Below are 18,374 nucleotides of genomic sequence, written 5' to 3' on the forward strand. Positions count from 1 at the left end.
CTTCTTGCTCCCCTTACAGGGGAAGAAGGCTTTCGCTGTGCTCTCGTTCATACAACCGGCATGATGTCAGATCTTTAACTCACCGAGTTTTATCAACTCAACGACAGCTTGCGAACGGCCCTTGACGTTTAGCTTCTGCATGACGTTGGAAATGTGGTTACGCACCGTCTTTTCGCTAATAAACAACTGCCCGGCGATGTCGCGAGTCGTTTTGTCTTGAACGAGCAATTCAAACACTTCGCGTTCACGGTGGGTTAACAAGAACTTGCTGTTATGGTCGGTCCCCTTCAATGGTGTCACCCCTCCTTGCCCGGGTATGTGTGGTCTAACAAGGTTTAGGGATACAGTCAACTCATATTATGTTGAAAATGGGGGGATGGTGCGCATGCTGCCGCCATTTGGGCGTTTTAGCGGGCGTTGGTGATTTTTATCCTTGCTTATCCGCACTCGTTGTTCTATGATGATGGTGTTAAAAATTATTTTCTTTTAATTTTCATTCTCAATAAAATTTTTTTCATGATTTTTCGCACCTGATGCCGCACGATAAGCTTACCGGGAATCAGTGAAAAGGAGGCTTGCGATGACACCGATCCTGCATATTATCTCCGTTGAAAAGGACCGCCTGCCCCGGCAGGAGAAACGGCTCGCGGAGTTTATTTTGGCGGCCCCGTCCGAGATCGTGCATATGGGCATTAAGGATCTTGCCGACCGGTGCGAAGTCAGCGCCGCAACGGTGACCCGCTTCTGCAAAAATTTTCAATGCAAGGGGTATCCTGATTTTAAGCTCAAGCTTGCTTCCGAGATTGCCCATGCCGAGATGGCAGCGCGGACCGGCAACACCCGCTATCAGGACATCGTGGCCGGAAATCCGCTCGCAGGCATTGTCGAGGCGATCGAATCCAATCATCTGACCTCGATTCGGGACACCACGGAGCTCCTTGATCTCGGGCAGCTGGAACGGGCGGTGGATGCCCTGTGCCGCGCCAAGCGAATCGATCTGTACGGCGTTGCCACTTCATCGATCGTGGCCCAGGACTTCTACCAGAAGCTGATCCGGATCGGCAAGAATTGCACGGCCTTCGCAGACTCCCACATGCAGATCACGTCGGCTTCCACCCTGACGTCAAGCGATGTGGCCGTAGCGGTCTCCTACTCGGGCGAAACGCCCGAAACGATCGATGCCCTTGCTTGCGCAAAGGATGCCGGCGCTTTCACGATCAGCATCACCTCTTATCGAAGCAGCGCTATATCTGCCTTGGCGGATATCACATTGTATTCTTCCTCGCTGGAGGAAGGCATGCGCCGGGGAGATATGGCTTCCCGGATCGCGCAGCTTCATATTATCGACATCCTGTTCATGGGAATGGCCAGCCGTGACTTTTCCACGTATGTACCAAGGCTGGAACAGTCCTATCTGAATGTTAAAAACTACCGCAAAAGCCGAGGAGGACATTGAAGACATGAATATTTTCATCCTGCGTGACGAAGAGCAATTTGTACAAACAGGCGCCAGCCTGATCTCGGGACTGCTGCATACGAATCCACGGGCAACCCTGGGTCTGGCTACAGGCAGCACGCCGATCGGCCTGTATACCAAGCTGATCGAGATGAACAAGCAAGGGCTGGTCAGCTTCGCGCAGGCGACGACATACAATCTGGACGAATATGTCGGTCTGCCTGAGAATCATCCGGAAAGCTACCGGACCTTCATGAACGAAAAGTTCTTCAACCATATCGATATTCAGATCGAGCGGACGCATGTGCCGAACGGCAATGCAGCGAATCTTGAAGAGGAGTGCCTGAATTACGACCGGATGCTCGAAGAGCACGGCCCGGTCGACCTGCAGCTTCTCGGCATCGGCCATAACGGTCACATCGGCTTCAACGAGCCAGGAGAATCCCTAACCGGAGGAACCCATTTGGTGGAGCTTCAGGAGAAAACCCGCACAGCGAATGCCAGATTCTTCCCTTCCTTGGACGATGTCCCGACCCATGCCATCACGATGGGAGTGGCCAGCATTCTGAAGGCCCGTCAGATTCTTCTTCTCGTTCGGGGCGAGGATAAAGCCGAAATCGTGCATCGCGCACTGAAGGGGCCGATTACGACGGAATGTCCTGCATCCCTGCTTCAGTGCCACTCCAATGTGGTCGTGCTTCTCGACCAAGGCGCAGGGAGACTGTTCGTATGAGTAACGGGAATTTAGCTCAAATACAGCTGCTGTACGGAAACGTGCTGACACCAGCAGGGCTCATCCAGGATGGCGTGCTCGCCATCGCTGGTGAGAAGATTGTTTACGCTGGTGAGGCCGCCGGATTGCCGGCCGAGCTTCAGCAAAATGATCCTCAAGTGCTCAAGCACCCGGATGGTTACATCATTCCCGGCTTCATCGATATCCATGTCCATGGCGGCAACAGCGAAGACTTCATGGATTCGAGCAAGGAAGTGCTGGATAAAATCACATCATTCCACAGCTCCCAAGGCACGACGGCGATGCTGGCGACGACGATGACCGCGCCTAAGGCGGATATCGATCGCGTGCTGCAGGAAGTACAGAACTACCGTAATCAAGAGATGCCTTATACCCGGCTTGAAGGCGTACATCTCGAAGGGCCGTTCATCAGTCCTAAATGGCCGGGAGCCCAAAACCCCGAGCATATCGTCCTGGCGAACATCGAGTGGCTTGAGGAATGGGTGTCCAAGTATCCGGGACTTGTTCGGCAGGTGACCCTTGCCCCTGAACGGGAAGGGGCTCTGGAAGCCGTAAAATGGCTTAACAGCCATGGTATTGTCGCTGCGTTGGGTCATACCGATGCGACCTATGAAGAAGTCGAAGCCGCCGTAGAGGCCGGTCTGAGCCATGGCGTGCACACATTCAATGCCATGACGGGACTGCATCACCGCAAGCCCGGCGTTGTCGGCGCCATGCTGAGCGATGACCGTCTGAGCTGCGAGATCATTGCCGACGGCATCCATGTTCATCCGGCAGCGATGCGCATTCTGGCTCGGATGAAGCCTCAAGACAAGCTCATCCTGATTACGGATGCGATGTCCGCCACAGGCATGCCTGACGGCGAATACACCATAGGCGATTTGCCTGTCGTCGTAGAGGATGGCATCGCTACGCTCAAGAGCAACCGTAATAGTCTGGCAGGCAGCACCTTGACCATGATCAAGGGCTTCCAGCTCCTCGTTCGCGAGGTAGGGTTAAGCCTGGAGCAGGCCTCCCTTGCCGCCAGCACGAATCCGGCCAAGAAGATCGGTATCCACGACCGCACCGGTTCGCTTGAAGCCGGGAAGCTTGCTGATGTACTGCTGCTCGATCATAAGCTTGAGCTGCAAGGCGTATGGATTCAGGGAACGCGCAAACATTAACCAGTAACAGCGATCGAATATAAAGAAACATGCAAAGGAGCTGCCTTGTTAGGGATGTACTCATCCTAACGGGCAGCTCCTTTGGCTGTAACGAATGTTGCGGTTTTACCGGCTGTTCCGGTTCCCGCCGAACCATCCATCGTCCGTATCGTTGTTAATCAGATTGCCCCGGGTATCATTCATGCCGTCACGTCCGCCAAGGTTAAGCGGGAAGATGCGGTTGATCCATGAACCGAAATCGCGGGCAAGCGTGCCGAACGTGTTGCCGGCATTGCCGTTGGTCGCAAATCCGTTCGCCTGCTGATAAAAATCCTGATCCGAGGAAACATAAACCTGCTGGATATGCGGAGCCGTTTTGCGAATTTTACTGCTGATTTCCTGGCGGATATGCTGCGGTACGTCATTGCCGTTGTTATTCGTGTTCATCATTCCCATATTGTTACCGTTATAAGTTCCATAAGGCACGCCGTTAATGCCTGTTCCGATTCGAGTGTCGTTGATGTTGCCATCGGTGCCTCTCGTACCCGTCATCGTGTTGGTACGCGGGGTGTTCATCGTATTGAAGCCGCCGTCGGCGAAGCCGTTGTTCCGCGTCGTTCCGCGAACCCCGAAACCGCGCGTATCCGCATTGCCGCCAAGCCCTGTACCAAAGCCGGTATTGTTATCTGTGGCACCTCTTGTGTTATCTGTCATATCCCGAAGAAGTCCGACACTGCCGGTGCTTGTGTTAGTACCGTTCAACGCATTGGCCCGGGTACCGTTTGTCATCGTTCTGCCGGTACCGGGACTAATTCCTGTCGTACGTCCGTTAATGCTGTCGGTTTGCGCTCCCGTATTTTGGTTGTCCAGAGCGAGCGAGACATAAGCGTTACGGTTCGTCACAAATACATGCGCGGAGCCTACTCCGCTGACGCGGGATACTTTGGCGGAAAGCTCCCGGCTGTATTTCAGGTTGGTGAGATCGTGCTGTGAACCTGTTTGCGTTTGGTTATTCCGAACGGAATTTAACCCGACGCGGCCGCCGTCGACATTATTCGTGCGCGTCGTATTGCCGTTGTTCGCATTGCCGTTGTTCGCATCGCCGCATCCTGCAACTGCGGTCATGCTGAGAAGCAGGGCCGCGGAGACGGTCAGGTTGAGGGCTTTCGATTTAATCATGTTCATCCTCCATCTCTATAATAAGTGTAGTAACACCGTTAGGATGGCTTTGCGGCAGTAGCGGTATGCTGAAAGGTTTTAACATGGAATATAAGTGTATCCCCGATTTAGCAGCTCTCCTTGATGCGAAACTCCCCATTTGCCACATAAAAAATGCCGATGGAGTTCCATCGGCATTGGATATGGATCGGTTTACGTACTTAACGGGCTCGGCTTCGCGCATAGTCCATAATATCGGCGATCGATTCCGCCAGCCTATACCTTGGCTTCCAGCCTAGCGATTTCAGAAGTGAGGCACCTTGCCCATAGGCGCTTCCTTTATTAAGCGAATCGGCTGATATAGGACTCGATTCTGGGCCCCAATCGATAGGCACCGCCTCCTGCGTCAAACCAAGCAGCGCTCGGGTCAGCTCTTCGAGCGTATGATTTTCCCCTGATTCGATCGGGTAGGTTACGCCGGGCGAACCATGGCTTAGTAAATATCCGTACGCACAAACCGCATCCCGCACGTCCAGGAAATCCCTGGATTCGTGGCGGGAGCTAATTTTGAATACCGGATGCGGCTTTCCCGCTTCACATTCTGCGATATACCGAGCCAGCAGCGTGCAAAAGCCCCTGGACTCGCCCGGTCCGATTAAATTGGATGGCTCCGCTAAAATAATCGGCTGGTTATACAGACTGTGCCAGGCGGCCGCGGCCCACGTGCCAAAGGTTTTGCTGAGACTGTACGGATGCGGCACAGCAGCCGGCCCTTTAGCCGGATCGATGCTGAGACGGGAGCCCACCATGAGGATGACGCAATCCGGACGATGGCGGCGCAGCGCCTCGAGCAAGTAAACGGGAGCCATCGCATTGCTCTCCATATATTGATCGGGGTGCTCCCAGGACTCGGAGGCTGAATTTTTTCCGGCCAAATGCAGAACATAATCCGGAAGGCTGTCCTTCACCAATCGATCGGTTTGCTCCCGATCCTCCAAATGGCATTCCTGCGGAAGCACATCCGGGATGGCCTTAAGACGTGCCATATCCCGCCCTGCGGCGATAACCGTGCAGCCCTGGCGGACAAAATACGCACAGGCATGAAGGCCGGTAAACCCGGAGGCTCCTGTAATGAGAAGCTTTTTCTTGTTTAATGTGCCTGCTGCCATTCATACATCTCCTTTAACATTTGAACATAATCGGGGAACGGATAAACGGCATCGAGCCGGGTATTCCGGAGGGTACGGTCCTGAACGAACGCATCGGACGGTACAACATGGACGTCTTGCTTTCCCCATATGTCCTTGAACAACAGCAGCAAATCGTATTTGCTAACCGGATTGGGATGCCCCAGATGGATCAAGCCTCCGACATCCTTGTTCATGAAGAAGTCGATGGCTTTTGCCAGCTCCAGGGTCGTGACTCCGTTCCATTTGACGGCACGGTATCCCGTAACTTCCCCACGCTGTTTCATGAACCAGTTAAACAAGCCGATTCCGCTCTGGCGGATCTCCGGACCGATGATGGAAGTCCGGATCGTCAAATGGTCAGGTTCCCTGACCTCACCCAGCGCCTTCGTGAGCGCGTAGGCGGAGATTCCATCGGGAAGATCATCTTCCCGATAGCCTCCTTTGTCCCCAAGAAACACACAGTCCGTGCTGATGTGGATTAGACGTGCCGAGATGGAATCCGCCAAATAACGCAAACGATGCGGGAGGAAGCCGTTGATATGATATGCATTTATTTTGTCATCCTCTGCCCGTTGATTCAAGACCCCGACCGCATTAATGATGATATCCGGCCTTACCGCCCGAACGACATGCTCCACTGCGCTCATATCGGTAACATCCAGCACCAAGCTTTTGGAATCGCAGCTGTCCCGGGTGGTGTAAAAGACATGGTGCTTGCCTGATTGCTGAAAGTATTGAACAAGCATATGCCCTGCCATTCCATTTCCCCCGAGAATGAGCATCTTCATGACAAGAAGCCTCCGCGCCGCAGGATATCGCGTATTTCATCTTTGTTCATCAAGTTGTGCTCGGAGCTGAAGCTGTTGAACGATACCTTCGGCAAGCCTTGATACCGCTCTTTCAGATTCGGAATGTCGAGGGTCGGAAGAATAACCAGATATTCGTCGTCATAGACAACCGTCGTCAAGCTTTCGAAATCACTCATCAGAATCTCATGGATTTTCTCACCTGGCCGTGTGCCGGTTTCAACCAGGCTGACTTCGCTTCGGCCGGATGCCTCAATCAGCACGTCCGCCAAATCGACGATCCGGCAGGTCGGCATCATCATCACGAAAATCTCGCCGCCAACGCTTTCGACGGAGGCTTTAAACAGCAGGGAGATAGCATCCTTCAGCGTCAGGAAAAAGCGCGTCATATTTTTATCCGTGATACTGATCTGGCCCTTCTGCCTAATCTGGCTGTTGAATACATGCACGACGCTTCCATTCGTACCTAGGACGTTACCGCCGCGCACGCAGACGAACTTGGTCGACTGACTCAGCAGGTTCGCATAGACGATCAGCTTCTCGCCGATCGCTTTGGTCATGCCGTAGAAATTGGACGGGTTGGCCGCCTTGTCGGTCGATATATAAATGACCTTCTTCACATTGTTTTCAATGGCTGCCTCGATCACGTGCTGCGTGCCGACCACATTGGTCTTCAGCGCCTCATAGGGATGCTCCTCACACACGGGAACATGCTTCAGCGCCGCCAGATGAAATACATAATCGACGCCTTGACAAGCCGCGGTAAGGGCCTCCTTATCGCGAATATCCCCGATCCGGAACGTCAATCGCGGATCCTCGAATTCACGGTCCATCGCTACCTGCGTCGCTTCGCTTCTGGAATAGACGATAACCTGCTTCGGATTCATCGGCAGCAGCTGGCTGATCAGTTCGTGGCCCCAAGAGCCTGTGCCGCCGGTCACCAAAATCCGTTGATTAGTGAACATTCATTTTCCCCCCAAGCACAAATTTTACGACGGTATGCGACACATTGTCCGCCAAATATCCCTCCGGGCATTTCCAGTCGCGGCTTAGCTGCGTCATGAGCTTTACCGCTCCGTGAATCCGATCGGCATCAAGGCCGGAAACGATATTGCTGCCGCAGTCCACTGTTTCGGGCCGCTCCGTCGTCCGTCGAACCGTCACCGTGGGCACATGCATGATGCAGCATTCTTCTTGTACGGTACCGCTGTCCGTAATAGCGCATAATGCCTCTTTCTCCAGCCGGACAAAATCAAAAAAGCCGAACGGCTCATGAAATTCGATCAGCGGATGAAGCGGAACGTCCGCTACCTCTTGCAAACGCGAAGCCGTCCGAGGATGCAGGCTGGTGATCAAACGGTGACCGAAGCTTTCCGCGACGGCATTCAGGCCTCTGAATATTTCTCTTAAATGCTCAGGCCGATCGACGTTCTCCGACCGGTGAATCGTTACCAGAAAGTACTTCCTGCTGGTTAAGGCCAGCTTCTCCATAATCGTGCTTTCGCTGACCTTGGCATCATAATGCTTCAGGACCTCATAGATCGGATTACCGGTAAGGACAATGCGCTGACTGGGAATCCCCTCCCGGAGCAGATGATTTTTGCTGTAGCTCGTATACGGCATATTGATGGTGGAAACCGCGTCGATGATTCGGCGGTTTTTCTCTTCCGGCACATCCAAATCAAAACAGCGGTTCCCGGCCTCCATGTGCACGACAGGATATCCCAGGCGCTCCGCCAATATGGCGCATAACGCGCTGTTCGTATCGCCAAGGAGCAGTACAGTGTCCGGCTGCTCCTTCTCCAAAATCTCCTCGATGCGGCTGAACATGATCGATAGCTGTCCACCCAAAGTGGCCTGCCGATCCTGGAGCACATAATCCGGGGCACGGAGACCCATCTCCGAAAAAAATATTCCGCTCAGCGTTTCCGTGAAATTTTGCCCCGTATGAACAAGCACATGCCGCTTCGCATACCGATCCAGAAGAGGAATGATCAAGCTTAGCCGAATAATTTCAGGCCTTGTACCCAAGATCGTCATGACTTTCATATTGGATTCTCCCTTGCCAACGTAATCACAGATCCGAGGGCGATCATTGAAGCAGCACGATCATTCTTCTGCTTTAAGCGGAGACAGCAGTCTGGTCCTTTGCTCTGCTAGTTCGTTGTGCTATGCCCTTCTTCGCCTCACGGACGTTCTGCGTAATCGACTCTTTATTGCCCGGCGCCTAGCTTTCCTAAGCTCTAATCCTCTGCTTCTGCGGGCAGTGCGCTGACGCGGAAACGAAAGGCCTCGCTTCTTCCGCTTCCGTCCCCGGCCTTTATGGCGTGATCCCGGCAGCAAATGCCGGAACTGGATCGACTTGTTGATTTGGAACCACGAAGGCTGCTCCGTCATCCAGCGCGTAACCATGCCGTTGACGCGTGCCCTGTAGAGTTCAGGACCGTAGACGGACACCACCTGCGCCCGGTTTTGCTGGCCCAATGCCTCCCCTTGATCGGATTGCTCCAGAACAACCGCTACCTTATCCGCTAAAGAGGCCGGGCTTGAGGGCTCTGCCAGCATCTGCGGACATCCTACAGCCGTAAGCATTTCCGCTAACCCGCCGGCAGCGTAGGCAACGACCGGTTTGCCATAGAGCAGTCCCTCAAGGGCCGTTAGCCCAAACCCTTCCGGAACCAGACTCGGCACCACCACGATATCCAGCGCAGGGTACACTTGCCCCATATCCTCCTGGGCGCCTGCAAATATGAACCGGCTTTTCGCGCCGGCAGCTTCGATGCGTTCCCTGCACTGCTTCTCATAGCCTGGATCCATCACGCTGCCTACGATTAGAAACAGCGCTTTGGGGTACGCGTCCTTAAGGGAGAGTGCCATGTCAATAAAATGATGCACGCCCTTCGTTTCGATGAGAAACGAGGAGATCATGCCGATAACCGGAATGTCCGGGCCGATGCCGAGCCTGCTCCGAAAGGATGCCCGATGTTCGGGCCACGTTTCGGGTTGAATGTCGAAATCGTTCCAGGACGGAGGAAGAATCGTCATCTTGGACTGCCTGACATCCACAGGAAAATGCTGAGCCACGGATTCGGAGATACTGATGATCCAGCTGCTGTATTGGTTGATCAGACTGGCCGACAGGTGGGCGTACCCGTTATTCGTAATCATCTCGGTCAGCTGCCACAGAACCGGGATACCCAGCTTCTTTCCCGCTACAGCCGGAAGCAAATGCACGCAGGTGTTGGTAACGATGACGCTCGGCGACTCGCCAGCGATCCACTGGACGAAGGAGCGGAATACCGAAGTGGATACGAGCCTGTCAGCCTCGGCAAGCAGGCCCGGACCGGGAGTGTATATCCCGTGCAGCAGAGGAACCTTGTAGATTCTGACATCATGCCCCGACGCTCTGGCAAGGGTTGTCAGTCTGCCTTCATTCGGAGCAACCAGAACGCATTCGAAATAAGGAGAGATTTGCTGGCAGAAGAACAGGAGCAGCTTTTCCGCTCCCGTAATGCTTGTCGGATTACAAACGTGCGAGAATATCAACATCTTCGGTTTAAGGACCATCGGCATTGTCCGCATCTCCAGTAACCGTGGTTTGAACGCAGTACCGGATGCGATCCACCTCCTTTTCACCCAGTTGGTACAATATATTAGAGAGACAAAGATACCGTAACGACACTTGTTCCTCCAGCATTCAACTATTTATGGCTTCATGCCCTTAAGGAAAGATGACCGAGAGCAGCGTATTCAGGCGGTGCGCATAGGTATGCTCCTGATACGTTCTCTCAAGCGCGCGGTGCGCAATGTCTTTCCGATGCTGATCATTCGCAAGATAATATTCGATTTTCTCCAGCAGCTCGCTTTGCGAGCGATACGTTTCAATCTCGATGCCCGGCGTATAAAAACGCGCCATATCCTCACGCTCATCAACAAGCTGCAGCGTTCCGCAAGCATTGATCTCGAACGTCCGCGGATTCGGCGATGCCGCAGGAATTCGGCCGCTGTTCTGATTGATATCATCGTCATCGACAGCCCGGTGCAGGTTAATGATGATTTTGGCGCTGTTGTAGACGTCTGCAGTATCCGCAGGACCCATCCACTTATTGACTTCGATCCGGTTGTTAAATCTGGCGTACCCCGGAAGCCGTTCCCACCAGTTGCCGCTGATGAACGTGCGATGCCGCATCAGATGATCCATAATGGGCTCGAAAAAACGGATCCGTTTCGGGTAAGCCGTGCCGACGAATCCGATGTCCCGGCTCGCTGCAGCCGGCATGGCGATGGGGCGGTAATGGATCGGGAATGCGCCGAACGGCAAATAGTGAACCTGTGCGCACCCCAAATTCTGATAATGCGCTACGCAGTTGAGCTCCAGCGTAAATATATAATCATAGTGATGAATCCAGCCCACCGATATATCCGTGTAGTACGGATCATCCGTCATCCAAACGGCGGTTCGCAGTCCCATTGACCGAATGGCGTCCATCTGATCCACAGGCATATACATGCCGTCCAGCACCAATACAAGATCCGGTCGGGTTCGGCTAGCCTCTGCGGCCACATCCTGCTTCGCATCGGACACGGTCACTTGCGTAACCATCGTATGCAGGGTAGCTATAATCGCCTCATCGATCGGAGAGTACGGAAAGCCTTTACCCGAGCTGACAAATAATACGTGCAGATTCCGCAGCGGAGGTGCGTACACCACCCGGTTCACGATTCCTTGCGACTTTCCACGGAAATAACCTTCCATATAACCCTGGTGCAGGCCGGAGCTGCGCCCTTGCTGGTAGGCATCGGCAGCAGCACGCTTCGGGCCTGCGGCAAACATTCTGGGCATCCGCTTCACTCCTAACGTTTTTGAGTTTTCCGACACAAGCATTCGTTCATAACGGAATTTTTCCCAGCAGCTCGGGAAGCCTGTGCGCATAGGTGTGCTTAGACATCGTAGAGGCAACCGCACGCATGGCTATGCTCCGGCGGTGATCCTCGTTCGCAAGATAGTAGGAAATCTTCTGCTTCAGCTCCTCGACCGAACCGAACGTTTCGATGTCGACGCCGGGTGTATAGTACATGGTTAAATCCTCGCGGATGTCCGTGAGCTGCAGTGTTCCGCAAGCATTGATCTCAAAGGTCCGCGGGTTGATCGAGCGTCCTTGCAGATTCATAATGTTGCGATTGTCGCTCCCTCTTTCGCTTGGGCGGTGCAGATTGATCACGATCTTCGCCCCGTTATAGAACTTCACGGTTTCGGCTGCCGGGATGAATCCGCTGTACACGAAAGGCGACAACTCCTTGAAGCGGGCCAGCCTCTCCCAAAATCCGCCGATAATGCGCACGCGCTTACCGGCCAAAAACGGAGCCAGCTCATCGAACAAGGCGGCTCGGTTTCGGAAGGCGTTGCCGATAAAGCAAATATCCGACTGATAGGCAGGCCCTGCCATGGTCGGTGTAAACAGCTCCGGATGAACCGCGAGCGGCATATAATGCACCTCCCGCGCTCCCACGCTTTGATACAGCGGAACACAGCTGAGCTCATGCGTGAACACGAAGTCAAAGTGCCGGGACAGCTCGGGCGTTTCATCCGTGAAATAGGGGTCATCCACGAACCAGATCGCCGTCCGGAAGCCCTGCTCACGCACTTGGTCCAACGATTGACGGAAGGAGTCCGGAAATACATGCAGACCGTTCATGACCAGAACCAGGTCCGGTTGTACCGACAGCGTCGTCTCCAGCAAGGCTTCGGGCTGCCCGACGATGCATTTGCGGACCATGCCGCCCAGCGCCTTCGTGACCCCTTCGTCAATCGATTCAAACCCTTGGGGAATGTACAAAATTTTTGCATCGAAAAATGGCGGCGCTGCAGGCGGTATGCGCTCCACAAGAGCGCGATATCCTCCTACGCGGTAGCCCTCGTTATAGCCGGCCTGATAGCCTTCCTTCTGACCTTTACGCATCGCTAAACTCACGGCTTTTCACCCTGTCTTTTGTGAGATTTGCTCAGGTTCATATAACTATATGCCGGGAGGACGGATGCATCATGGACGACTGTCCACTAAAGCCAAGAAATTGGCGCATGCCCGTTATGCATGAAGGCTTGTCCCATCCAAAAAGCGGTTCTCATGGATGGTCTGTTCCATGAGAACCGCTTGAAGCAGCTCCTTCATGAGATTGGAGGGGGAGGGGCCGCCAGACCGTCTTCATAGCCTTTCGCGAATCCGGCTTTGAAGCCTTCGTCATAAGCTTGGCTGAAGCCTTGATTATAGGCCTGGGAAGATACCGGAAATGCGCGTCCGACCCTTCTCAATCGGTAGCGTCCCCGTGCTCCCCGGCGCCTGGACAATCCGGATTTGGCCCGGCGCCGGCGTCTCGGGCCTTGAACCACCTTCAGACGATGCATGCCGGGAAATACTCTTCTGCTGCCGGCCGGCCGAATTCTTCCTCTCTTTCGTACGGCAGAAACCTTTATTTTCATGTCAAAAAGCCTCCTGTCCCGCATCAATTCATTCTTGCGATGTTCTCATTCGGGCTTGCCGAGCATCCGTCCGCTAGCCAGGGCGATGTCGGATTTCCCGTCTTCGTCCGGTTCAGCGATATGCCGGTCAGCATCTCAGTCATCACCGACTGGTAAGCGGTCAGAAGCCTGATATTCTCCGCAAGCGTACGCGCAGTCACATCGGAGTGGGCTGAAATGTCGGCGATGCTCTCCAATATACCGGCAAGGGCCTCCTGGCTTCTCGCAATCGACGAGACGATCGCAACTCTCGCCGCATGTTCACGGTGAGTGCGCGTCATCATTAATCGGAATCTCCAAAGTCAAATTCATCAAACCCTCCGCTAGCGCTCCGCTCCTCCGTACCGATTGCGATCCGCAAATTCCGGCATAGTCCGGATCCGATCCGTGTCAGCCCCTCAATCTGCTCCACGATTTGCTCGTGAATGGTCAGGGTATCCTTCAAGCCATTCATGGCAGAGGGCTCCTGCGAAACGACCCATTCACGGACTTTTTCCGCTTCAACGGCCTTCCCCTCCAGTATCAAAGAGGTCTCCCGCTGAATAGCGACAGCTGCATCCAGCATACGCATCAAAGACTCTTCTTTGCTCACTTTATATTCCCGCCCTTGTCATCCGGTGTAGGACCGGTTATTCTTCCTCATGCTCCCGAAGCTCTTTCAGCACGATCTCCAGGTTATCCGCCGCAGTCTGCTGCAAATCGGCCATCGCGTTCAGGTAGGCTACGATGCTGCGGTTGATTTGCTCCGCCTGACCGCCGGAAGACCGCGCTCCATCGGCCACTCGGAACTCATATTCAGGCAATGCATGTATAATTTGCGCCATGCGAACAGCAGAATGGCGCTGCGCCTCCAGAATCCGAGCCAACTGCTGCTGAGAATGCGAGAGATGCGCAAGCATATCATCGATCCGGCTTTCCATGTCAGTACACTCCTTCACTCTCATCTACCCTCCAGCATATGCGGAGAAGGGATTCCCTGTGCCAAACCCTTCATCTTCATGCTTTTTCGATCACAAGCGGAAGCTTGCCAAGAACACAAAAAAGCCGCCGGAATCACGTAGCGGCCGTTTCGTTCTCTTCGAATAGATCCGATCGGAGGATGCACTGCGGCTTCTCCAGCCGTTCAAGCCACTTCTGCAGATGCTCCTCCACCGTTGCTGCGCCCTCGTCCTCCCATCCGGTTTCGGCCGGCACTTTCCGCCGGAACATCACGCAGCCGATCCTGCCCTTTACCGTCTGCTGCTCGGGAAGTGCAAACTGCTCCGGAATTGGTTCAGGCAGGCCGCCCCAAGCTCCGGACGCAGCATATACGACCTTGGCTTCCGGATGATGCTCAAGCTCGTAAAGCATTTCGCCAAGCCAGTTATCGCGTACAGGAGCGGAGCCGGCCAACACGGCAATGTACTCGCCAAGCGAAACCTTCATGGCCCGGTTGACGACTTGAACCAGGGTTTCCCCCTGGTCGCCTCTAATATGCCGGAGCGCTCCGCTTCGGTCGTGAAAATACCGCCTGCTGGCAACCGTCGCACCGGCATCCGCAATAAGCACCTCGTAAGGATGGCGCGTTGCCGCCTCTAATTGCTGGATAACGCCGATCACCCCATCATCGTGAGGACGGGCGGGAATAATGATGCTCGGTCCTTCGAATACCGATCCTCTGTCTTCCCGCCCGAGCTGATACCCCAATGCATATCCCGCTTGGTAACCGGCGCGGTAATGGCCGGAAGCCGTCCCTTTTTCCTCTATAGGATGGAATGCTATGCGTGCAGTGCGGCGTCTGTTCATGGCAGAACATCCTTCATATGAGCAGCCGCCTCCTGTAAGGACTCAAAGGTGCCGGCGTCACACCACCACTGCTGCAGAATGTCATACATCAGCCTGCCGTCGGCAGCGTACAGATTGTTGACATCCGTAATCTCCAGCTCGCCTCTCTCCGAAGGATGGATCCGGCTGATGATGTCGAACACCGCATCATCATACATATAGATTCCGGTCACTGCTTGACGGCTGCGGGGATTAATCGGTTTCTCCTCGATGAAAAGGAGCTTTCCGCTCCCGTCCTCGGCAAATACGGGCACGCCATATCTATGCGGGCGATCGGTCGGGCTAAGCAGTACCATCGCGGTTCCCGGAGGCTGCCCCATATATTTCTGAATGAATGGCTTCAATTCATCCTGAAACAGATTATCGCCAAGCAGAACGACAAACTTTTCCCCGGGCCGGATATAACCTTGCGCCAGCTCCAGCGCTTCAGCAATCCCGCCGGCCTGTTCCTGGACTCTGTAGGTCAGGTTCACGCCGAAATCCCGGCCGTTCTCCAAATACTCTGCATATAATCCAACGGACTTGGAGCCGGTAATCAGCATGATATCCTCGATACCGGCTTGACGGAGCTTGTGAATGCCGTATGCGATCATCGGATGCCTGCCTACTGGAAGCAGGTGCTTATTCATATATTTCGTTAGCGGAAGAAGACGGGTTCCGTTTCCTCCCGCCAGCAATACCCCCTTCATGATGCGTCACCTCTCTCCTCGATGAACTGTAACGGATCCACCTTCCATTTATCTACAAACCGCCTGCGGTTCCGCTCCACCAACTCTTGGAACCCTCCGGGATACCGGTTTCGGAAGCTCGCGCTTCCCTCATGGTGTACCAGCACATTACCGGCTACCAGCAGCTTGAATCCGGCCAGGCGGGCACGATAGCAGTAATCATCATCCTCATAATGTCCCGGGGAATACATCTCATCCAGCAGGCCGATACGCTCCATGACCGTACGTTTAAACAGGTAGCATAACCCGACGATGCGGTGGACTTCCCTCCACTTTGCGGGGTCTGGCACATTCCAGGACTCGGCCTCGCGAATAAAGCCCGCTAAATCGCTGTATCCGACCTTCACCTGCTGGATGCCGCTGGCGTAATTCGTTACAGGTCCGACAATCCCGATGTCTTCCCTGCTGTACAGCGCATCCAGCATATAGGACAGCCAGCGGGGCGAGGCAAAGCAATCGTTATTCAACAAGAGCAGATTGTCGCCGGAAGCGATCCGCAGGCCGCGATTGCAGGCAACGGGAAACCCGGCGTTGTCCGGAAGGGATACAAGCGTCAGCTTCTCACGAATACAATATGCAGCTGTACCGTCACGGGAACCGTTATCCACCACGATTATTTCATAGGGCACGCTGGTGTGGGCCCGGATATGCTCGACACAGGTCCGAAGAAGATGAAGCCCGTTAAACGTTGGAATAATAATGCTCGTCAGTCCGCTCATATACCGTTCCTCCGTATTGCGAATTCGTCCCGGGACACCTGTCCCCATTGCAGCCGGGTGCCGGCATTCTTCATGGCTTCCACCAGGGCCTCGATATGATCTCCGATGATCATCCGGGCTACCGGGTTATCCTTGCCCCGGTTCATCGTTCGTCTACGGTTAACGCTGAGCACATCTACCGTATGAACCGCCTGGATTCGAAGTCCTGCCCGGATGGCAAGCGTCTGCGCTTTCGGCGGAACGGCAAGGTTGTCGTATCCGATGATCTCGATCGCCCTTCTTGTCAGGGCGTGAGGGACAGCGGTCATCGAATTCGCCTCCAGGTCATCACGTCCAAGCATCCGGTTAAGAAAGGTCTTGCAGCGGGTGACCTCATCCTGCCGGTCAAACGCAGGCAAGAGAGGCATAATATCATTGAGCGCCACATCCACGCCCCGGTCTGCCGCCACCAGAAAGGCGGACAGCAAATGAGCGGACACCGGCATATCACCGTCAATAAACAAAACGAAATCTCCCGTACTCATCTTGGCTCCGATTCCGCGCGCCACATCATGCCCAAGCCGCTCGGCGATATGAACGACGATCACGCCGTCGAAGGAGCGTGCTGCCGCAAAACTGCCGTCCTGGCTTCCGTTCACCACCACAATAATTTCATGGAAGGGAAGCTGCTTGAGCTCTCTCAGTACGGCCGGCAGCGAACCCGCCTCGTTGCAGGCAGATACAACCACCGAAGGACGGCCTGTCAGCGGCGGCATCAGCGGGGCGGGAATCTGGCGGCCGGAGCTTCGGGCGAAGCCGCCGCGGAAGGATTCCGCAAGACCGGGCAGCAGGCGAAACAGCTGTCCGGCCGGCAATGCGGCCGACGCCAGCCACTGCCCGAACGCGGTCGCTGCGGCGCCTCCTCTTCTTCCTGCCAAGCGGCCTGCCATCGCTGCCGCCCTTCCCCACCTGCCGCTCCGCAGGAAACGTAAGCCCGCATGCCGAACTGCGCTTCTTCGCGGCCGCCTCCGGCTGCGCCGGCGGAATAGGGCTGATGCTTTGGGGCCATGCCTTTTCACACTCGTCACCTCACCATGCTCCGTCTTCGTTCGCCATCATGAAATCCTCCGCGGCAACCGCGCTCGCCCGCCAATGCAGCCAGCGCCTCCAGATGATCGCCCAGCACAAGCCTCTCGAGCGGATCTCCTCCGGCAGCCCGGCCCGGGTTCAACCGTCCGACCTCCACCCGATGCACAGCCTCGACGCGCAACCCCCTGCACACCGCCGCAGCCTGAGCCTTCGGCGGCACGGACAGGATCTCGGATCCGATCGTCTGCAGAGCACGACGGCTTATGGCATGCGGAACAGCGGTCATGGAAGCTCCCCGCAGATCTGGCCGGCCAAGCATAGAGTTCAATGTATATTTCGCAAGAATGACCCGATGCACTGGCGATCGGTCAGTTGGACCCGTATAATCGTTTAATGCCACATCGACTCCGGATTGTACCGCATGCACAAACGGCTTCAATTCGCCGGAAGGTATCACCATATCGCTATCCGTAAACAATAAGATCTGGCCCATAGCCGCCTGTGCGCCTACGCTTCTTCCCACATCATTGCCAAGCGGGTCGGCAAAAGACAGAACCTTCGCCCCCATACGCTCCGCCGCCATTTCTGTATGGTCCCTGCAGCCATTTGCTACAACGATAACCTCCGTCGCCGGATGGACTGCCCTTGCTTCGGCGATCACGGCGGCAATCTTGCCGACTTCATTCATGGCGGGGATAATGACCGATACCAACGGGTCCGGATGATTCTGCCTCGGAATCGGCGGTTCAAAGGAACGGTAGCTCAGCCGGTTTACCGGTGCCGTCTCCGGGATCAGCGGCGCGGAAGGGCGCCGGGCCCTTGATCTTCTTGATCTTAACCGCTGCACCTTACGCATGATCGTATTCCTCCTCCGCATAGGGGTCGCTTTTCTCCTCGGCAATCTATGCTATTGTATGTTAGACATCCGGCACCGTAACGGCATATGTACTGCCATCTCTACTCGACTTGCCCCCGCGAATCCTTCATGCATAAAAAGGGCTGGAGTCTTCTC

Annotated in this window: 21 protein-coding genes; 3 read left to right on the top strand and 18 right to left on the bottom strand. The window is 54.9% G+C overall.

Features of this window, described 5'->3' with window-relative positions; translation table 11 throughout:
* Positions 1-66 precede the first annotated feature (66 nt).
* The gene (locus BBD41_RS07655) at positions 67-291 is read right to left on the bottom strand and encodes a helix-turn-helix domain-containing protein (protein ID WP_006208732.1); all 225 of its coding nucleotides are present in this window, start codon (positions 289-291) and stop codon (positions 67-69) included.
* 289 nt (positions 292-580) lie between these two features.
* On the opposite strand from BBD41_RS07655, the gene BBD41_RS07660 reads away from it, so the two are divergent.
* From BBD41_RS07660 to nagA, 3 genes are read left to right on the top strand one after another with little or no spacing between them, the layout of a single operon-like run.
* A complete protein-coding gene (locus tag BBD41_RS07660) occupies positions 581-1,456 on the top strand; it encodes a MurR/RpiR family transcriptional regulator (protein ID WP_077569281.1) in 876 nt (291 codons plus the stop codon).
* A 4-nt stretch (positions 1,457-1,460) separates the two neighbouring features.
* A complete protein-coding gene (gene nagB, locus BBD41_RS07665) occupies positions 1,461-2,189 on the top strand; it encodes a glucosamine-6-phosphate deaminase (protein ID WP_099477163.1) in 729 nt (242 codons plus the stop codon).
* Positions 2,186-3,373, top strand: a complete 1,188-nt coding sequence (gene nagA, locus BBD41_RS07670; RefSeq protein ID WP_099477164.1) for an N-acetylglucosamine-6-phosphate deacetylase — start codon at positions 2,186-2,188, stop codon at positions 3,371-3,373. The genes nagB and nagA overlap by 4 nt, the downstream gene beginning before the upstream one ends.
* A gap of 105 nt (positions 3,374-3,478) precedes the next feature.
* Here nagA and BBD41_RS07675 read toward each other — a convergent pair whose 3' ends face one another.
* The 17 genes from BBD41_RS07675 to BBD41_RS07755 form a co-directional block, all read right to left on the bottom strand.
* The gene (locus tag BBD41_RS07675) at positions 3,479-4,531 is read right to left on the bottom strand and encodes a YhcN/YlaJ family sporulation lipoprotein (RefSeq protein ID WP_099477165.1); all 1,053 of its coding nucleotides are present in this window, start codon (positions 4,529-4,531) and stop codon (positions 3,479-3,481) included.
* 200 nt (positions 4,532-4,731) lie between these two features.
* Positions 4,732-5,679: an NAD-dependent epimerase/dehydratase family protein gene (locus BBD41_RS07680; RefSeq protein ID WP_099477166.1), complete on the bottom strand. Its 948-nt coding sequence runs from the start codon at positions 5,677-5,679 to the stop codon at positions 4,732-4,734.
* On the bottom strand, positions 5,661-6,488 hold the full coding sequence (locus BBD41_RS07685; RefSeq protein ID WP_077569286.1) for a dTDP-4-dehydrorhamnose reductase family protein: 828 nt from the start codon (positions 6,486-6,488) through the stop codon (positions 5,661-5,663). The genes BBD41_RS07680 and BBD41_RS07685 overlap by 19 nt, the downstream gene beginning before the upstream one ends.
* Positions 6,485-7,471, bottom strand: coding sequence for a polysaccharide biosynthesis protein (locus BBD41_RS07690; RefSeq protein ID WP_077569287.1), 987 nt, complete (start codon positions 7,469-7,471; stop codon positions 6,485-6,487). The genes BBD41_RS07685 and BBD41_RS07690 overlap by 4 nt, the downstream gene beginning before the upstream one ends.
* On the bottom strand, positions 7,461-8,555 hold the full coding sequence (wecB, locus tag BBD41_RS07695) for a non-hydrolyzing UDP-N-acetylglucosamine 2-epimerase (RefSeq protein ID WP_077569288.1): 1,095 nt from the start codon (positions 8,553-8,555) through the stop codon (positions 7,461-7,463). Before wecB ends, BBD41_RS07690 begins: the two co-directional genes overlap by 11 nt.
* A gap of 120 nt (positions 8,556-8,675) precedes the next feature.
* Positions 8,676-10,079 (bottom strand): glycosyltransferase family 4 protein, encoded by a 1,404-nt coding sequence (locus tag BBD41_RS07700; protein WP_099477167.1) that lies wholly within the window; start codon positions 10,077-10,079, stop codon positions 8,676-8,678.
* Positions 10,080-10,227: 148 nt separating this feature from the next.
* Positions 10,228-11,349 (bottom strand): CgeB family protein, encoded by a 1,122-nt coding sequence (locus BBD41_RS07705; protein ID WP_099477168.1) that lies wholly within the window; start codon positions 11,347-11,349, stop codon positions 10,228-10,230.
* Between the two features lie 46 nt (positions 11,350-11,395).
* Positions 11,396-12,466 carry a CgeB family protein gene (locus tag BBD41_RS07710; protein WP_099477169.1) on the bottom strand — a complete coding sequence of 357 codons (1,071 nt, stop codon included), beginning with the start codon at positions 12,464-12,466 and terminating at the stop codon, positions 11,396-11,398.
* 206 nt (positions 12,467-12,672) lie between these two features.
* Positions 12,673-12,984, bottom strand: a complete 312-nt coding sequence (locus BBD41_RS07715; protein ID WP_099477170.1) for a hypothetical protein — start codon at positions 12,982-12,984, stop codon at positions 12,673-12,675.
* 23 nt (positions 12,985-13,007) lie between these two features.
* Positions 13,008-13,307: a hypothetical protein gene (locus BBD41_RS07720; protein ID WP_077569293.1), complete on the bottom strand. Its 300-nt coding sequence runs from the start codon at positions 13,305-13,307 to the stop codon at positions 13,008-13,010.
* Positions 13,307-13,615, bottom strand: a complete 309-nt coding sequence (locus BBD41_RS07725; protein ID WP_099477171.1) for an alpha-helical endospore appendage domain-containing protein — start codon at positions 13,613-13,615, stop codon at positions 13,307-13,309. The genes BBD41_RS07720 and BBD41_RS07725 overlap by 1 nt, the downstream gene beginning before the upstream one ends.
* A 37-nt stretch (positions 13,616-13,652) precedes the next feature.
* Positions 13,653-13,943 carry a nucleoside-diphosphate sugar epimerase gene (locus tag BBD41_RS07730; RefSeq protein WP_077569295.1) on the bottom strand — a complete coding sequence of 97 codons (291 nt, stop codon included), beginning with the start codon at positions 13,941-13,943 and terminating at the stop codon, positions 13,653-13,655.
* Positions 13,944-14,076: 133 nt separating this feature from the next.
* Complete coding sequence (locus tag BBD41_RS07735; RefSeq protein WP_099477172.1) at positions 14,077-14,808, bottom strand: glycosyltransferase family A protein; 732 nt, start codon at positions 14,806-14,808, stop codon at positions 14,077-14,079.
* Positions 14,805-15,536 (bottom strand): sugar phosphate nucleotidyltransferase, encoded by a 732-nt coding sequence (locus BBD41_RS07740; protein ID WP_077569297.1) that lies wholly within the window; start codon positions 15,534-15,536, stop codon positions 14,805-14,807. Before BBD41_RS07740 ends, BBD41_RS07735 begins: the two co-directional genes overlap by 4 nt.
* Positions 15,533-16,294 carry a glycosyltransferase family 2 protein gene (locus BBD41_RS07745; protein ID WP_077569298.1) on the bottom strand — a complete coding sequence of 254 codons (762 nt, stop codon included), beginning with the start codon at positions 16,292-16,294 and terminating at the stop codon, positions 15,533-15,535. Before BBD41_RS07745 ends, BBD41_RS07740 begins: the two co-directional genes overlap by 4 nt.
* Positions 16,291-17,223 carry a glycosyltransferase family 2 protein gene (locus tag BBD41_RS07750; RefSeq protein WP_099477173.1) on the bottom strand — a complete coding sequence of 311 codons (933 nt, stop codon included), beginning with the start codon at positions 17,221-17,223 and terminating at the stop codon, positions 16,291-16,293. The genes BBD41_RS07745 and BBD41_RS07750 overlap by 4 nt, the downstream gene beginning before the upstream one ends.
* A gap of 134 nt (positions 17,224-17,357) precedes the next feature.
* Positions 17,358-18,218, bottom strand: a complete 861-nt coding sequence (locus BBD41_RS07755; protein ID WP_077569300.1) for a glycosyltransferase family 2 protein — start codon at positions 18,216-18,218, stop codon at positions 17,358-17,360.
* Positions 18,219-18,374 lie beyond the last annotated feature (156 nt).

Source organism: Paenibacillus ihbetae (assembly GCF_002741055.1).
Lineage (GTDB): Bacteria > Bacillota > Bacilli > Paenibacillales > Paenibacillaceae > Paenibacillus_AQ > Paenibacillus_AQ ihbetae.

Bases quoted from the DNA above. Each gene is read 5' to 3' on its own strand.
- BBD41_RS07660 (WP_077569281.1), top strand. From the start codon at position 581: ATGACACCGATCCTGCATATTATCTCCGTTGAAAAGGACCGCCTGCCC.
- nagB (WP_099477163.1), top strand. From the start codon at position 1,461: ATGAATATTTTCATCCTGCGTGACGAAGAGCAATTTGTACAAACAGGC.
- nagA (WP_099477164.1), top strand. From the start codon at position 2,186: ATGAGTAACGGGAATTTAGCTCAAATACAGCTGCTGTACGGAAACGTG.
- BBD41_RS07675 (WP_099477165.1), bottom strand. From the start codon at position 4,531: ATGATTAAATCGAAAGCCCTCAACCTGACCGTCTCCGCGGCCCTGCTT.
- BBD41_RS07680 (WP_099477166.1), bottom strand. From the start codon at position 5,679: ATGGCAGCAGGCACATTAAACAAGAAAAAGCTTCTCATTACAGGAGCC.
- BBD41_RS07685 (WP_077569286.1), bottom strand. From the start codon at position 6,488: ATGAAGATGCTCATTCTCGGGGGAAATGGAATGGCAGGGCATATGCTT.
- BBD41_RS07690 (WP_077569287.1), bottom strand. From the start codon at position 7,471: ATGTTCACTAATCAACGGATTTTGGTGACCGGCGGCACAGGCTCTTGG.
- wecB (WP_077569288.1), bottom strand. From the start codon at position 8,555: ATGAAAGTCATGACGATCTTGGGTACAAGGCCTGAAATTATTCGGCTA.
- BBD41_RS07700 (WP_099477167.1), bottom strand. From the start codon at position 10,079: ATGCCGATGGTCCTTAAACCGAAGATGTTGATATTCTCGCACGTTTGT.
- BBD41_RS07705 (WP_099477168.1), bottom strand. From the start codon at position 11,349: ATGCCCAGAATGTTTGCCGCAGGCCCGAAGCGTGCTGCTGCCGATGCC.
- BBD41_RS07710 (WP_099477169.1), bottom strand. From the start codon at position 12,466: ATGCGTAAAGGTCAGAAGGAAGGCTATCAGGCCGGCTATAACGAGGGC.
- BBD41_RS07715 (WP_099477170.1), bottom strand. From the start codon at position 12,984: ATGAAAATAAAGGTTTCTGCCGTACGAAAGAGAGGAAGAATTCGGCCG.
- BBD41_RS07720 (WP_077569293.1), bottom strand. From the start codon at position 13,307: ATGATGACGCGCACTCACCGTGAACATGCGGCGAGAGTTGCGATCGTC.
- BBD41_RS07730 (WP_077569295.1), bottom strand. From the start codon at position 13,943: ATGGAAAGCCGGATCGATGATATGCTTGCGCATCTCTCGCATTCTCAG.
- BBD41_RS07735 (WP_099477172.1), bottom strand. From the start codon at position 14,808: ATGAACAGACGCCGCACTGCACGCATAGCATTCCATCCTATAGAGGAA.
- BBD41_RS07740 (WP_077569297.1), bottom strand. From the start codon at position 15,536: ATGAAGGGGGTATTGCTGGCGGGAGGAAACGGAACCCGTCTTCTTCCG.
- BBD41_RS07745 (WP_077569298.1), bottom strand. From the start codon at position 16,294: ATGAGCGGACTGACGAGCATTATTATTCCAACGTTTAACGGGCTTCAT.
- BBD41_RS07750 (WP_099477173.1), bottom strand. From the start codon at position 17,223: ATGGCAGGCCGCTTGGCAGGAAGAAGAGGAGGCGCCGCAGCGACCGCG.
- BBD41_RS07755 (WP_077569300.1), bottom strand. From the start codon at position 18,218: ATGCGTAAGGTGCAGCGGTTAAGATCAAGAAGATCAAGGGCCCGGCGC.